This window comes from Massilia sp. AB1 (assembly GCF_018119385.1).
Classification (GTDB): Bacteria; Pseudomonadota; Gammaproteobacteria; order Burkholderiales; family Burkholderiaceae_D; genus Telluria.
The window spans coordinates 74582-88213 of record NZ_JAGKSG010000015.1 but is presented as its reverse complement, the minus strand read 5'-3'; the positions used below and the strand labels follow the sequence as shown (position 1 = coordinate 88213).

9 protein-coding genes are annotated in these 13632 nt (G+C 68.4%); 7 read left to right on the top strand and 2 right to left on the bottom strand.

The genetic code is table 11. From position 1 onward, the window contains the following. Positions 1-60: 60 nt before the first annotated feature. Positions 61-2334: a TonB-dependent receptor gene (locus J8847_RS11195; protein ID WP_229512713.1), complete on the bottom strand. Its 2274-nt coding sequence runs from the start codon at positions 2332-2334 to the stop codon at positions 61-63. A gap of 291 nt (positions 2335-2625) precedes the next feature. Between J8847_RS11195 and J8847_RS11190 the strand changes: the two genes are divergently transcribed. Further along, on the top strand, positions 2626-4428 hold the full coding sequence (locus tag J8847_RS11190) for a family 43 glycosylhydrolase (RefSeq protein ID WP_211524778.1): 1803 nt from the start codon (positions 2626-2628) through the stop codon (positions 4426-4428). Here J8847_RS11190 and J8847_RS11185 read toward each other — a convergent pair. Then, positions 4351-5340 carry a DMT family transporter gene (locus J8847_RS11185; RefSeq protein ID WP_211524777.1) on the bottom strand — a complete coding sequence of 330 codons (990 nt, stop codon included), beginning with the start codon at positions 5338-5340 and terminating at the stop codon, positions 4351-4353. The genes J8847_RS11190 and J8847_RS11185 overlap by 78 nt on opposite strands. A gap of 206 nt (positions 5341-5546) precedes the next feature. Between J8847_RS11185 and J8847_RS11180 the strand changes: the two genes are divergently transcribed. From J8847_RS11180 to J8847_RS11155, 6 genes are all read left to right on the top strand, one after another. Continuing rightward, a complete protein-coding gene (locus tag J8847_RS11180; protein WP_229512711.1) occupies positions 5547-6845 on the top strand; it encodes an extracellular solute-binding protein in 1299 nt (432 codons plus the stop codon). Positions 6846-6853: 8 nt separating this feature from the next. Then, positions 6854-7735 carry a carbohydrate ABC transporter permease gene (locus tag J8847_RS11175; RefSeq protein ID WP_211524776.1) on the top strand — a complete coding sequence of 294 codons (882 nt, stop codon included), beginning with the start codon at positions 6854-6856 and terminating at the stop codon, positions 7733-7735. Further along, entirely contained in the window at positions 7732-8565 is an 834-nt protein-coding gene (locus J8847_RS11170; protein ID WP_211524775.1) for a carbohydrate ABC transporter permease, read from the top strand. Before J8847_RS11175 ends, J8847_RS11170 begins: the two co-directional genes overlap by 4 nt. A 3-nt stretch (positions 8566-8568) precedes the next feature. Further along, the gene (locus J8847_RS11165; protein WP_211524774.1) at positions 8569-9681 is read left to right on the top strand and encodes an ABC transporter ATP-binding protein; all 1113 of its coding nucleotides are present in this window, start codon (positions 8569-8571) and stop codon (positions 9679-9681) included. After that, a complete protein-coding gene (locus J8847_RS11160; protein WP_229512709.1) occupies positions 9674-10708 on the top strand; it encodes a LacI family DNA-binding transcriptional regulator in 1035 nt (344 codons plus the stop codon). Before J8847_RS11165 ends, J8847_RS11160 begins: the two co-directional genes overlap by 8 nt. 161 nt (positions 10709-10869) lie before the next feature. Further along, the gene (locus J8847_RS11155; RefSeq protein WP_211524773.1) at positions 10870-13629 is read left to right on the top strand and encodes a TonB-dependent receptor; all 2760 of its coding nucleotides are present in this window, start codon (positions 10870-10872) and stop codon (positions 13627-13629) included. Positions 13630-13632 lie beyond the last annotated feature (3 nt).

The window sequence follows — 13632 nt, the reverse complement described above, 5'->3', positions numbered from 1 at the left end:
GTGATCCTCTTGATGGGCGTGCGCGTCGGCGCGGGTTGGCGTTGGTGATCCCTTTGTTGGTCAGAAGCGGTAGTCGAGGCGCAGGTCGACCGTGCGCGGGTTGCTCGGCACGGTCATGCCAAAGCTGTCGATCGCGACCGGCTGCACCTTGTTCTCCAGGTTGCGGGCCCGCAGCAGCAGGCTCCAGCGCGCGCCGTGCGGCTGGAAGCCGACCGTAGCGTCGGTGGCGGTACGCGACGGAATGCGGTATTCGAGCAGCTGGCTGGGCACGCCGATCACGTAGGCGCCGCTGGCGCGCGCGAACAGGCCGGCCGTGAGCTGGCCCGCCGCCAGGTCGAAGCGGTGGTCGTAGCCGAGGGTAAGCACATGGCTGGGTGCGCGGTCCAGCTTGTGGCCATTCCAGGACACGACGCCGTTCGGCGAGTAGGCATCATAGTGGGCGTCGAGCAGGGTCAGGCCGTAGTTCAGGCGCCCGGCCTGGCCCACGCGCAGCTGGCCGTCGAGTTCCAGGCCGGTGACGCCGGCTTCGCCCGCGTTGCTGGTGATGAAGCGCGGTGCGCCTTGCAGGACGGCGACGCCGGACAGCTGCAGGTTGGCGTAGTCGTAGCGGAAGGCGGCGGCATTGAGCGTGGCGCGGCCGTCCCAGAAGCGGCTCTTGAGGCCCGCCTCCACCGAGCGCAGTGTCTCCGGCTGGTAGTACAGCAGGTTCGACGGCACGGCCGCCGCCGCCGGGCAGGTGATGCCGAGCGCGCTGGTGCCGGCGGTGCAGCCGTCGTTGAAGCCGCCCGCCTTGTAGCCGGTGGCCAGGGTGGCATAGGCCAGCGTGGACGGCAGCACGTCCCATTCCGCGCCGAGGCGCCAGGTGGTCTTGTGGGTCGCCATGCTGGCCGCGTTCAGCAGGCGCAGGTCGGTGGCGGGATTGAACACCGGCCCTTGCTGGAAGTTGGTCGAGCCGATGCGCGACTTGTCGTCGTTGGTCCTGCGCGCCCCTGCGCTCAAGCGCAGGTCCGGGCGCAGGCTGTAGGTCAGCTGCCCGAACACCGCCTTGCTGGTGGCCTTGGTGGGGCCGATCGGGAACACGTAATACGGGGGCAGGCGCAGCATCTCGAGGCCGCGGAAGCCGTACACCGAATTCGTCTCTTCGCTGAAGTAATACAGGCCGGCCTGGGCCTGCCATGGACCCTTGCCCTTGGTTGCCACGCGCAGCTCGTGCGAGTCCTGGGTGTTGTGGCTGTCGTAGTCGTTCAGCACGCCCAGCGCGAAAGGCGGGTTGATGCTGACGCGGTAGTAGTAGTTCAGCAGCATGGCCTGGTCGAGCTTGCGGCGCGCGCCCAGGTAGTGCACCGTGGCCGCCCCCAGGTCCCAGCCCAGGTCGGCCGACAGGCCGCGCGCACGCTTCTCGTGGCGGCCTTGCTCGGGCGTCCGGTTGAGCGGGCGGAAGGCGTTGGTCAGGCGCTGGTCGGTGCTGCCGGCGCGCCAGGTGGGCGTGCGGGTCTCGATGCCGCTGAAGAAGTTGGTGTCGGGGACGAAGCGGTCATTGTTGTCGTGGGCTTCGCTATGGTCGTAGCGCAGCAGCAGCGAGGCGTCGCGCCCGAGCGCGAGCCTGGCCGACAGGCGCGCGTCGCGGTCGTCGCGGTCCAGGCCCAGGCTGTGCGGCGTGCCCTGGCCGTTCTTCAAGTAGGGATCGTGGCGGCGCACGGCGACTGCCGCGCGCAGGGCCAGCGCTTCGCTGACCGGGACATTCAGCATGCCGTCGATCTTCCGGCTTCCGTGGGTGCCGGCTTCCAGGCCGAAGGCGCCTTCATGGCGGTTCACCGGCGCGTTCGAGATCACGTTGATGGCGCCGGCGGTGGTGTTGCGGCCGTACAGGGTGCCCTGCGGGCCGCGCAGCACTTCGATGCGGTCGACGTCGAGGAAGCTCAGGGTCTGGCCGGGCGGGCGCGCGATATACACGCCGTCCAGCATGAAGGCGGCCGAGGGATCGCCCTTGTCGGTCGCATCGGCGTTGCTGACGCCGCGGATGGTGACGCGCAGGCCATCGGCGGCCTGGTCCAGGTGCACATTGGGCAGGCGTGCGCCCAGCTCCGCGGGGCTGTCGGTCCCGGCCCGGGCCAGCTGCTCGCCGGTCAGGACGCTCATGGCCACCGGAGTGCGGGAGGCCAGCGAAGGCGTGCGCTGGGCGGTCACCATGACTTCCGGGATCTCGCCCGTTGCCGCCGCCTGCGCCCCACCAGCTTGCCCACCGGGTTCCTGGGCATGGACAGCCCCGACAACCATGCCCGAGACAGCCGCCGCCAATAGCGACAGGTTCGGACGACCCCGCATTCCGTTCATTTCAGACTACTCCCTTGTTTCTCTTCTTATGTTTTGGCGCGGCACCGGGATGCCGCCGTTCCCCATATGTATGTTCTTGTTGGCAATTTTTCTTGTGCCAAGGGATACAAAATCCTGCCAGTCTAGCAGGTCATTTATGCTGGAAATAGTGTTTGAGTGCATATTGAACAAAAAAATGCGTTAGTGCAACGAATCATTTTTACAATGTTCACAATTGACCGGCATTCGTGCGACGCGGGCGCGCGGCTTCGCTTATTTTCCGGGGACAAACAGCAACTCGAGGAGAACGTCTTGAGCAGACCTGGAATCCGGCTGTGCGCCGCGCTGTCGATGCACCTGCTGCTGTGTCTCCCCGCGCTCGCCGCGCCTCAGGCGCCCGCACCGGCCAAGACCTTCACCAATCCCTTGCCCCTGCGCCTGGCCGACGGCAGCCTGGCCGAAAGCTGCGCCGACCCATCCCTGCTGCGCGACCGCACGACGGACAATCCGGTCTGGTACCTGTACTGCACCACCGACCCGATCAGCCGCAAGGAGCGCGACGGCGACGGCTGGCGCTTCCGCCTGATGCCGATCTTCCGTTCGATCGACCTGGTCAACTGGTACCACGTGGGCGACGCTTTCTCCGAGCGCCCGCGCGGCCTGGCCGCGCCCAAGGCCGGCCTGTGGGCGCCGGAAGCGGTCTACATGAACGGCAGCTACTTCCTTTACTTCACCATCACCGACGTCGACGACGCCCATAGCCCGGAGCCGGGCTGCGCTTCCGACAGCGCGATCGGCGTAGCGACCAGCGCCTCGCCGGCCGGTCCGTGGAAGGCGGTCGCGCGGCCGGTGGTGCCGCCGCGCCGCGCCGGCAGCGGCTGCAAGTTCCACTGGACCTTCGACCCGGACATCGCCGTGGACGACCAGGGCGACCGCTGGATCTATTACGGCAGCTACGGCGGCGGCATCTTCGTGCAGCGCCTGTCCTCCGACGGCATGGGCCTGGTGGGCGACCCGGTGCGCATCGGCGCCGACGACCGCTACGAGGGGGCGGAAGTGGTGCGCCATGGCGGCTGGTGGTATTTGTTCGCGTCGGCGACCGACTGCTGCAATGGGCCGCTGACCGGCTACGGCCTGTACGTTGGCCGCGCCAGGGGGCCGGAAGGCCCCTTCCTCGACCGCGAAGGCAACGATATGGCGGCCGCGCGGGCGGGCGGCACGCCGGTGCTGGCCCAGAACGGCAACCGCTGGATCGGCGCGGGCCACAACACGGTGTTCAAGGACGATGACGGCCAGTGGTGGACGATGTACCACGCGGTCGACCGCAGGCAGGCTTTCTTCAGCGCGCGCGACAAGCTGACGCGGCGGCCCGTGCTGCTGGACCGGATCGAGTGGGTGGATGGCTGGCCGGTGATCGCGGGCGGGCGCGGGCCCACGGACGGTCCGCAAGTCATGCCCGGCAGGCGGGCGGCGGCCGTCGCCGCGCCAAGCCCGGCCGTGGCGGCGCCGATTTGGCAAGACAATTTCGACCAGCCGCAGCTGGCCCGGCGCTGGAGCTGGGTGCGCCCGGGCGCCGCGGGCAGCTGGGCGGCGGCCCAGCCGGGCCTGCGCATTGCCACGACGGACTCCGACCTGTACGTGGACACCGATACCGCCCCGGTGCTGGCGACGGCGCTGCCGGCCGGCGACCTGCGCATCGAAGCCCGCCTGCGCCTGGACGCGCCGCTCGACTGCTGCGCGAAGCCGGTGCAGGCCGGCCTGGTGCTGATGCGTGACGACGACAACTACGTCAAGCTGGTGGAGCTGGCCAGGGGCGGGCTGCGCCAGGTGGAGTTCGGGAAGGAGCTGGCGCCGGTCGAGGCGCACCATCCGCGCTACGGCAATACCGTGGTCGGCACGCCGGGCGAATGGACCTGGCTGCGGCTGGACGTGCGCAGGAGCCGCGGCGAGGAGCGCTACACCGCCTGGTCCAGCCAGGACGGCCGCAACTGGGTGGTCGGCGGAACCTGGACCCACCGCCTGGGGACAGGCGCGAAACTAGGCCTGGTGGCGATGGGCGGCGCCGGCCACGCCGTCACCTTCAGCCAGGTCTCCGTGGCCCAGCTCCGCCGGTGAGGACGCGTGCGCGCGGACCGACCAGGTCACGCCGCACACCAGCAGCGCGATCGCGGCCAGCTCCAGCGGGCGCGGGCCGTGGCCGCGATAGACGAAGCCGTAGGCCAGCGCGAACAGGGTCTCGAACAGGATCAGCTGGCCGGACAGCGTGACCGGCACGCGGCGGCTGGCCACGTTCCAGAGCTGGTTGCCGATCATGGAGGCGCCGAGGGCGAGCAGGGCGTTGCAGGTCCAGAACAGGCCCCAGTCGCGCGCCGCGCCGGTAGCGGGGCCGGCGACGCCGAAGGCGACGGCGGCCGCTCCCAATACCAAGGCCAGGATGCCGGTCGACAGGCCGTACAGGGCGGACCATTCGGCGCTGCCGAAGTGCGGATTGCGCTTGAGGTAGCGGGAATTGTCGAGGGCGTACCAGCTCCAGCACAGCAGGGCGCCGGTGGCGCAGGCGATGCCGATGGCGGTGCGTACCGGATCGCTGCTGGCCGGGTGGGCGAAGGCGTCGACATTGATGCAGGCGATGCCGGCGGCGACCAGCAGAAGCGGCAAGGCCAGGCGGCGCAGCGGCACGGCGCCGTGGTCGTTGCGGCCGAGGAGGGTGACGACGACCGGCAGCATGCCGACGATCAGGGAGGTGGGGCCGACGCCGGCGTACTGGACGCCGACCGACAAGAGCATGTAGTAGACAAGGTTGCCGGCGAGGGCGTGGCGCACCAGGGCGGCGCAGTCGGCGCGGGTCAGGCGCTGCTGCAGAGCGCGCAGCCTGGGCAGCAGGATGACGAAGGCCATCGCGCCATAGGCGAGGTAGCGGCCGACGGCCAGCTCCAGCGGGCTGAACGAGGACAGCAGCTCGGGGACGATGAACACCAGGCCCCACAGAGCGCCGGCCAGGAGGCCGCAGAGTACGCCGATTCCCATTATTACTGCCTGCAAAAAGGGATGATTTTAGCAGTGCGGGTGGTTTTACGTTCGTTGAACTTGGGTTCCGGCGAAGGCCGGAACAATGCCACCGGCATTGTTCCGCCCAAGTTTGCATGCGGACCACCCTCATTTGTACATGCCCAAGCAAGAAATATTTGCTAGTATTAATTCATAAACTTCAACAAACATTGCAGGAGACAAGCTTGGCGCGCACACTCATGCGCCTGGCTGGCGCCGTGCTGGCGGCCGCATTGGCGGGCGTCAGCCTGCCCGCGCTGGCCCAGGTCGAAGTCAAGATGTGGACCCTGCTGTCCGGCGGCGACGGCGCGCGCATGCGCGACCTGGTCGAGCGCTTCAATGCCAGCCAGCGCGAGGTGAGGGTGGTCAGCACCACGCTGAAGTGGGGCGAGCCGTTCTACACCAAGCTGATCACCTCGACCGTGGTCGGCGCGGGTCCCGACATCGCCACCGTCCACCTGTCGCGCATGGTCAACCTGGCCGGCGGCGGCGTCCTGCGTCCCATCGCCCCGTTTGAACTGAGCGGCGCCGACCTGAGCGACACGGACTTCTACCCGCGCCAGTGGCAGAAGGCGGTCTACCAGGGCAAGATCTACGCCGTCCCGATCGACCTGCATCCCCTGGTCCTGTACTACAACAAGACCCTCACCGGCCGCGCGGGCCTGCTCGACGCCGAGGGCCGGCTCCAGCCCATCGAAGGCATCGACGCCCTGACCGACGCCTTCCGCGCCGTGCGCCAGGCGACCGGCCGCCCCGGCATGACGATGGAAAGCAGCCAGAGCTCCTACGCCGTCTGGCGCCTGTGGGTGTCGATGCTGGCGCAGCGCAGCGTCCCGCTGATCAAGGACGGGCGCTTCGCCTACGGCCGTGCAGGCGAGGATTCGCTGGCGCGCATCGCCGGCTGGTTCCAGAAGGGCTATGCGCAGGCCGGGCTGGACTACGCGGCCTCCACCAGCCAGTTCATGGGCGGCAACGCCGGCTTCATGATCAACGGCGTATGGGAGGTGCCCGAACTGGTGCGTGCAAGCACACAGGGCACGCTCGGCTTCGACTACGGTATCGTGCCGCTGCCCCGGATGTACGGCAATGCCAGCGTGTGGGCCGATTCGCATGCCTTCGCGATTCCGGCCAACGAAAAGAACCCGATGGAGCCGGCCAAGGTCAAGGCCGTGATGCGCTTCATCGCTTTCGTCAGCAAGAACTCGCTGGGCTGGGCCCAGGGCGGCCATGTGCTCGCCTACCGTCCGGTGGCCGAATCGCCGCAAGCCATGGCGCTGACGCCGAACGCTTCGTATGCCGGCATCGCCGATCACGTGGTCTACGATCCGGACGCCTGGTATATGGGCGCGGCCGGGCCGCTGGAGGCGATGGCCTCCAAATTCATGCCGGCCGCGCTGTCTTCCCAGCTGACGCCGGCGCAGGCCCTGCGCATGTTCGAAACCGAGGCGGCGCGCCTGGTGCGCAAACGCCCGCCGCGTTACTAGGAGCCCGGATGCGTTTCCTCTCGACCCCGCAGCCGCGGCGCCAGACCCTGCCCGCGATCCTGCTGCTGGCGCCTTTCGGCGTCGTCTTCATCCTGTTCTTCTTCCTGCCGGCGCTCGAAACCTTCTGGCTGAGCCTGACCGAGAGCAGCCTGACGCGCACCAACGCCTTCGTCGGCCTGGATAACTACGCGACCCTGGTGCAGGATCCGAACTTCTGGGCCGCGCTCGGCCACACCTTCTACTTTGCCCTGCTCACCGTCGTGCCGCTGACCGCGCTTGGACTGGTGATGGCGCTGCTGGTCGACCGCTTCGTCCGGGCGCGCTCCTGGCTGCAGGGCGCCTTCTTCCTGCCCTACGTGCTGCCGATCTCGGTGATGACCCTGATCGCCGACTGGATGCTCCAGCCGTCGTCCGGCGTGGTGAACTACGTGCTCGGGATGCAGCGCGCCTGGTTCGGCGACCTGACCTGGGCCATGCCCATGGTGGCCATCGCCACCATCTGGTGGACCGTGGGCTTCAACATGCTGATGTTCCTGGCCGGCTTGCGCAACATCCCCGCCGACCTGTACGAGGCGGCCGCGCTGGACGGCGCGCGCGGCTTCACCCTGTTCCGCACCATCACCTGGCCGGCGCTGCGGCCGGTGGCGGGCATGGCCATGGTCCTGCAGCTGATCGCCTCGATGAAGATCTTCGGCCAGACCTACATCATGACCACCGGCGGCCCCTTCAACACCACCCGCGTGACCCTGCACTACATGTACGAGACCGCCTTCACCCAGAGCGACGCCGGCTACGCCGCCGCGATCGCCGTCGCCTTCGTCCTGATCGTGATCCTGCTGTCGCTGGCCCAGGCCGCCTTCGTGCGCTGGCTGGACGGGAGGAGCGCATGACGCACCGTTCCGGCATCGGCTGGACCCTGCTCGGCGCAGCAAGCGCGCTGCTGCTGGCCGCCATGTGGGTGGCGCCGCTGCTGTGGGCCGTCAGCACGGCCCTGCGCCCGGAGCACGAGACCGTGTCCGCCGTGTTCCACTGGCTGCCGCAGGACTGGACCCTGGACGCCTTCCGCAAGGTCCTCGCCGCCGGCAATGTCGGGCGCTGGCTGTTCAACAGCGCCCTGGTGGCCCTCCTGGTCACCGTGATCACCATGACCCTGAGCCTGATGGCCGCCTACGCCTTCTCGCAGCTGCGCTTCCGCGGCCGCCAGCTGCTGTTCGCCGCCGCCATGCTGGCCTTCCTGGTGCCTTTCGAGGCCTTGCTGGTGCCGCTGTTCCGCATGATGAACGAACTGGGGCTGATCAACAGCTACGCCGGCATCGTGCTGCCCCAGGTGGTGGCGCCGGTGGTGATCTATGTCTTCAAGGGCTTCTTCGACGCCATTCCGGCCGATTTCCGCGAGGCGGCGGTGATGGACGGCGCGGGGCCGCTGCGCATCCTGTGGAGCGTCTACCTGCCGGTGTCCGGCAACATCGTGTGGGCGATGGCGATCGTCACCTTCATCGCGGCCTGGAACAACTTCCTGTGGCCCTTCATCATCGTCACCTCGACCGACATGATGACCATTCCGCTGGGCCTGACCCAGACCTACGACGCCTTCGGCGTGCGCTACGCCCAGCTGATGGCGGCGGCCCTGGTCGGCGCGCTGCCCGTGGCGCTGGCCTATGTGCTGTTCCAGCGCCGCGTCACCCACGGCTTCCTGGCCGCCACCGGCCTGAAAGGATAATTCATGGCGAATGTGCGCCTGCTCGACATCACCAAGCAGTTCGAGAACAACAGCGTCCTCAAGGGCATCGACCTGGACATCGCGGACGGCGAGTTCGTGGTGCTGGTCGGTCCGTCCGGCTGCGGCAAGTCGACCCTGCTGCGCATCATCGCCGGGCTGGAGGAGGCCAGCGGCGGAACGGTGGAGATCGGCGGCCAGGTCTGCAACGATGTCGAGCCTTCGCGGCGCGGCATCGCCATGGTGTTCCAGAGCTATGCGCTGTATCCGCACATGACGGTGGCCGAGAACATGGGCTTCGCCCTCAAGCTGGCGAAAATGCCGCGCGAGGAGATCGCGGAGCGGGTGGTGCGCGCCGCCGAGATCCTGCAGATCGGGCACCTGCTGGAGCGCCGCCCGAAGGCGCTGTCCGGCGGCCAGCGGCAGCGCGTGGCGATCGGGCGCGCCATCGTGCGCAAGCCCCAGGTCTTCCTGTTCGACGAGCCGCTCTCGAACCTGGACGCCGCGCTGCGCGGCCAGACCCGGATCGAGCTGGCCCGGCTGCACCGCGACCTGAACACCACCATGATCTACGTGACCCACGACCAGGTCGAGGCCATGACCCTGGGCCAGAAGATCGTGGTCCTGAACGGCGGACGCATCGAGCAGGCGGGCACGCCGCTGGAGCTCTACGAGCACCCGGTCAACCTGTTCGTGGCGGGCTTCCTCGGTTCGCCGCGCATGAACTTCCTGCCGGGGATGCTGGCGGGCGAAGAAGAACGCGAGGTGCTGGTGCGGCTGCCTGGCGCCGCCACGGCCCGGGTGGCGGCCGATGCCGGCAGGGCGCCGCCCGGCGCACCGGTCACGCTCGGTGTGCGCCCGGAGCACCTGCGGGTAGCGGACAAGGGGGACGAACACGCCGTGCCCGCGGAAGTCACCTTGGTCGAGTACCTGGGCGACTCCACCATCGTCTATGCCCAGGTGCCCGGCGTGCAGGACATCGTGGCCATCAAGTGTTGCCCGGACGAGGCCTGCCCCGAGCGCGGGGCGCGCATCGGCCTGGTCTTCGACGCCGCGCGCGGCCACCTGTTCGACCAGGAAGGGGTGGCCTTCGCGCGCACGCCAGGGCGGCATGGCTGACACGCCCCGGCCGCGCCGGCCGACCATGACCGACATCGCCAAGCTGGCCGGCGTGTCGCAGTCGACCGTGTCGCTGGTGATCAACCACATGAGCGGCGCCAAGGTATCGAAGGCCACTCGCGACGCGGTGCTGCGCATCGCCCGCGAGATCGGTTATCCGCTCGAACGCCACGCGCTGCCGGCCGCGCCGCAGGAACGCAACCTGATCGTCTACCTGAGCGACGAGCTGGCCACCAGTCCGCATGCGATGCAGACCATCGAGGGCGCCCGCGACGGCGCCTGGGAGCATGGCTGCCTGCTGGCGGTGTTCGCGACCCGCGGCGACCCGGCGCTGGAAGGCGCGGTGCTGGCGCGCATGCTGGCCGATCCCGGCCTGCTGGGCGTGGTCTACGCCACCATCTTCACCCGCGCGGTCAGCTTGCCGCCGGCCCTGGCCGGGGTGCCGGCCGTGCTGCTCAACTGCCATACGCGCGACCGCCAGTACTCGTCGGTGGTGCCGAGCGAGGTGCTGGGCGGCTTCGCGGCCACCATGCACCTGGCGCAGGCCGGCCACCGGCGCATCGGGCTGATCAACGGGGAAGGCTGGATCGAGGCCGCCGCCGAGCGCCTCAAGGGCTACCGGCAAGCCCTGTCGACCTGCGAGCTTCCTTTCGACCCGATACTGGTGCGCGAGGGCGACTGGCAGGTCGGCGCCGGCTACCGGCATGGGCTCGACCTGTTGAGCCTGCCGGAACCGCCCACGGCCTTGTTCTGCGCCAACGACCTGATGGCGCTCGGGGCCATCGAGGCGGCCCGCAAGCTGGGCCGCGAGGTGCCGGAACAGGTCTCGATCGTCGGCTACGACGACCAGGACCTGGCGCGCTACACCATGCCTCCCTTGACCACAGTGTTGTTACCAAACTACGAAATGGGACGCTGGGCGGCCCAGGCCTTGATCGACCAGACCCGTGGCGCGGTCGCCCGCCGCACCAGCATCAAGATGGATTGCCCTCTGGTGGAGCGTGATTCGGTGGCTCCGCCGGCCTGATTTTCATCCTGTTTTTCTGCATCGTCGGGTGCGCCGCCCCGCTGAAATTTCGGTTAGCTTTTTGTCCAGTTAGTCATATTTATGACTAATAAAAATTTTCAGATCGGCAACCGGCGTCGGTCCAGGCGCCGGTCGTGCCCGGAGAGAAACCAGGAGACATGATGACGACCCTGAAACTCAGGCCGGTGTGCGCGGCCATCACGCTGCTTGCGGCCCATGGCGCCTTCGCCCAATCCCAGACCACCGAACCCGCGGGCGCGGCGCCCGCGCCCGGCGCTTCGACGCCCATGCAGACCGTCCAGGTCACCGGCATCCGCGCCAGCATCCGCTCGGCCGAGGAGATCAAGCGCGACGCCGAGCAGGTGGTGGATTCGATCAATGCCGACGACATCGGCAAGTTCCCCGACCGCGCCGCCGGCGACGCCCTGCAGCGCATCGCCGGGGTGCAGGTGGGGCGCGACCGCGGCGAGACCAGCACCGTGATCATCCGCGGCTTGCCGGACGTCGCCACCACCATCGACGGCAACGAGATTTTCACCGGCACCGGGCGCCGCCTGTCCTACCAGGACTTGCCGGTGCAGTCGATCGGGGGCCTGGACGTGTACAAGTCGGCCACCGCCAACCAGTTCGAGGGCGGCATCGCCGGCGCGGTCAACGTGCGCCTGCGCGCGCCCTTCGATTTCAAGGGCTATACGGTGACCGGCTATGCCGAGGCGCGCCGCCAGGACGTGGAAGGCTCGAGCGCGCACAAGTCCAAGACCAATCCCGGCGTGGGCGTCCTGGCCAGCAACCGCTGGCAGACCGGCATGGGCGAAATGGGCTTCCTGTTCGATGTGGCCTGGAATAAGGAGCGCTGGGGCTATCCGGTCCAGTGGGTCGACCGGCCCGACCGCATCTTCTCGGTGAGCCCGGACGGCACCGCGACGCGTCTCAACGACGACCAGCCGATCGCGCCGCTGCGTCCGGGTGACCGCCTCGGCGAGCTGCCCAACATCGGCGGCATCTACAATGCGGGCGACCGCGAGCGCGGCAGCATCCACGCCGCCTTCCAGTGGAAGATCAATCCTGCCCTCGAATTCTCGACTCAGTACCTGGGCACCAGCTATCGCGGGCGCAGCGAGGTGGACTACATCCTCAACATCGCCACCTGGACGCCGCGCTTGAGCAATGTGGTGATGGCGCCCGAGGGCGCCTACTGCACCACGCGGGACGGCATCATCTGCCCGATCCAGTCGGCATCCGCGGCGGCGGCCCAGTTCGGCGGGCCCTACGACTGGGATCCCTACACGGCCACCAGCACCTGGGGCGTGAAGGAGCGCACCGACACCCACTACCTGAACTTCGGCCTGCGCTACCGTCAGGGCGCGCTGTCGGTGGATTCGGGCCTGGCCTTCACCCGCTCGGACTTCATCAACGACACCGTGATCGTCGATCAGCAGATCCCGGGCGCCAGCTCCGACGTTTACACCTACGGCCGCGACGGGCACGGCGGCTACAACGCCATCACCACCCCGACCAGCGCCAACCCGCTGCGCGACCCCAACCAGTTCGTGCTGCGCGGGATGGTGCAGAACTGGGGCGAATCGAAGGGCGAACAGGCCCAGTTCCGCAGCGACGCCGTATGGCGCCTGGACGGCGGCTTCGTCAACGCGCTGACCGGCGGCATCCGCCTGTCGACGCGCGAGGTGTCCTTCCACGGCGCCGAAGGGCACAGCGACGTGCAGGGTGCGGTGCGGCCATCGCCGATCGAGGCCTTCGGCCCGTCCTTCCAGAAGCTGGTGCCGGGCCTGGACCGGCTCGGCGGGCCCTGGGTCACGCCGTCGCGCGACTTCCTGATCGACCAGGCGGATGTGGTGCGCGGCTTCTACGGCGCCGATCCCGGCCGCGTCCCCGACGATCCGATGCGCCTGTTCGAGCAGCGCGAGCGCAGCGCCACCCTGCACCTGGGGGCGCGCTTCAAGAGCGAGCTGGCGGGCGTGGGCGTATCCGGCAACCTGGGCGCGCGCGTGGTCAAGGTCAAGCGCAAGCTGGAGGGGAATATCCGTATCGGCGACACCGTCAGCCCGGTGAACCTGTCGACTTCCGAGACCAATGTGCTGCCCAATCTGTCCCTGCTCGCCAACTGGACGAACAGGCTGCAGTCGCACTTCAGCATCGGCAAGACCATCACGCGGCCCGAGTTCGCCTCGCTGAACCCGGCGCTGTCCCTGATCCCGCCGACCGTCAACGCGCCGGGCACCGGCTCGGGCGGCAACCCGAACCTGGACCCGACCGAGTCGATCAACAGCGACGCGACCCTCGAGTACTACTTCGAGAACAACGGCTATGCCCAGATCGCGCTGTTCCACCGCGACATCGACGGCTACCTGCAGAACTTCGAGCAGTCCGAGGTGATCAATGGCCAGACCTACCGCGTGACGCGTCCGCAGAACTCGGGCAAGGGCAAGCTGAAGGGAGCGGAATTCGGCGTCCAGAAATTCTTCGACTTCCTGCCGGGCGTGTGGAGCGGATTCGGGGCGCAATTCAACTTCACCTGGATCGATGGCGAGAACCAGACGCGGACGGCCCTCGACACGGGAGACTTCGCCACCACGCCGCTGGTGGGCGTCGCCCGCCAGAGCTACAACTTCGCGCTGCTGTACGAACGCGGGGGCTGGACCGGCCGCCTGGCCGCCACGCGGCGCGGCAAATACGTGGAGCAGATCGCCGAGCCGCGCTTCGGCCAGGACCGCATCGTCAAGGCCTCGACCTACGTCGACCTGAGCCTCGGGTATGAGCTGAGCAAGAACCTCAGCCTGCACTTCGACGCCATCAACCTGACCAAGGAGCGCTACGAGAGCTACCTGGGCGACCCGATCCGTCCGCGCGACATTCGCTACTCGCCGACCACCTACGGGCTGAGCCTGCGCTACCGCATGTAGGGA

What these genes read in the sequence shown, in the direction of transcription:
- J8847_RS11175 (WP_211524776.1), top strand. Translation starts at nt 6,854, where the DNA reads ATGCGTTTCCTCTCGACCCCGCAGCCGCGGCGCCAGACCCTGCCCGCG.
- J8847_RS11195 (WP_229512713.1), bottom strand. Translation starts at nt 2,334, where the DNA reads ATGAACGGAATGCGGGGTCGTCCGAACCTGTCGCTATTGGCGGCGGCT.
- J8847_RS11160 (WP_229512709.1), top strand. Translation starts at nt 9,674, where the DNA reads ATGGCTGACACGCCCCGGCCGCGCCGGCCGACCATGACCGACATCGCC.
- J8847_RS11165 (WP_211524774.1), top strand. Translation starts at nt 8,569, where the DNA reads ATGGCGAATGTGCGCCTGCTCGACATCACCAAGCAGTTCGAGAACAAC.
- J8847_RS11185 (WP_211524777.1), bottom strand. Translation starts at nt 5,340, where the DNA reads ATGGGAATCGGCGTACTCTGCGGCCTCCTGGCCGGCGCTCTGTGGGGC.
- J8847_RS11170 (WP_211524775.1), top strand. Translation starts at nt 7,732, where the DNA reads ATGACGCACCGTTCCGGCATCGGCTGGACCCTGCTCGGCGCAGCAAGC.
- J8847_RS11155 (WP_211524773.1), top strand. Translation starts at nt 10,870, where the DNA reads ATGACGACCCTGAAACTCAGGCCGGTGTGCGCGGCCATCACGCTGCTT.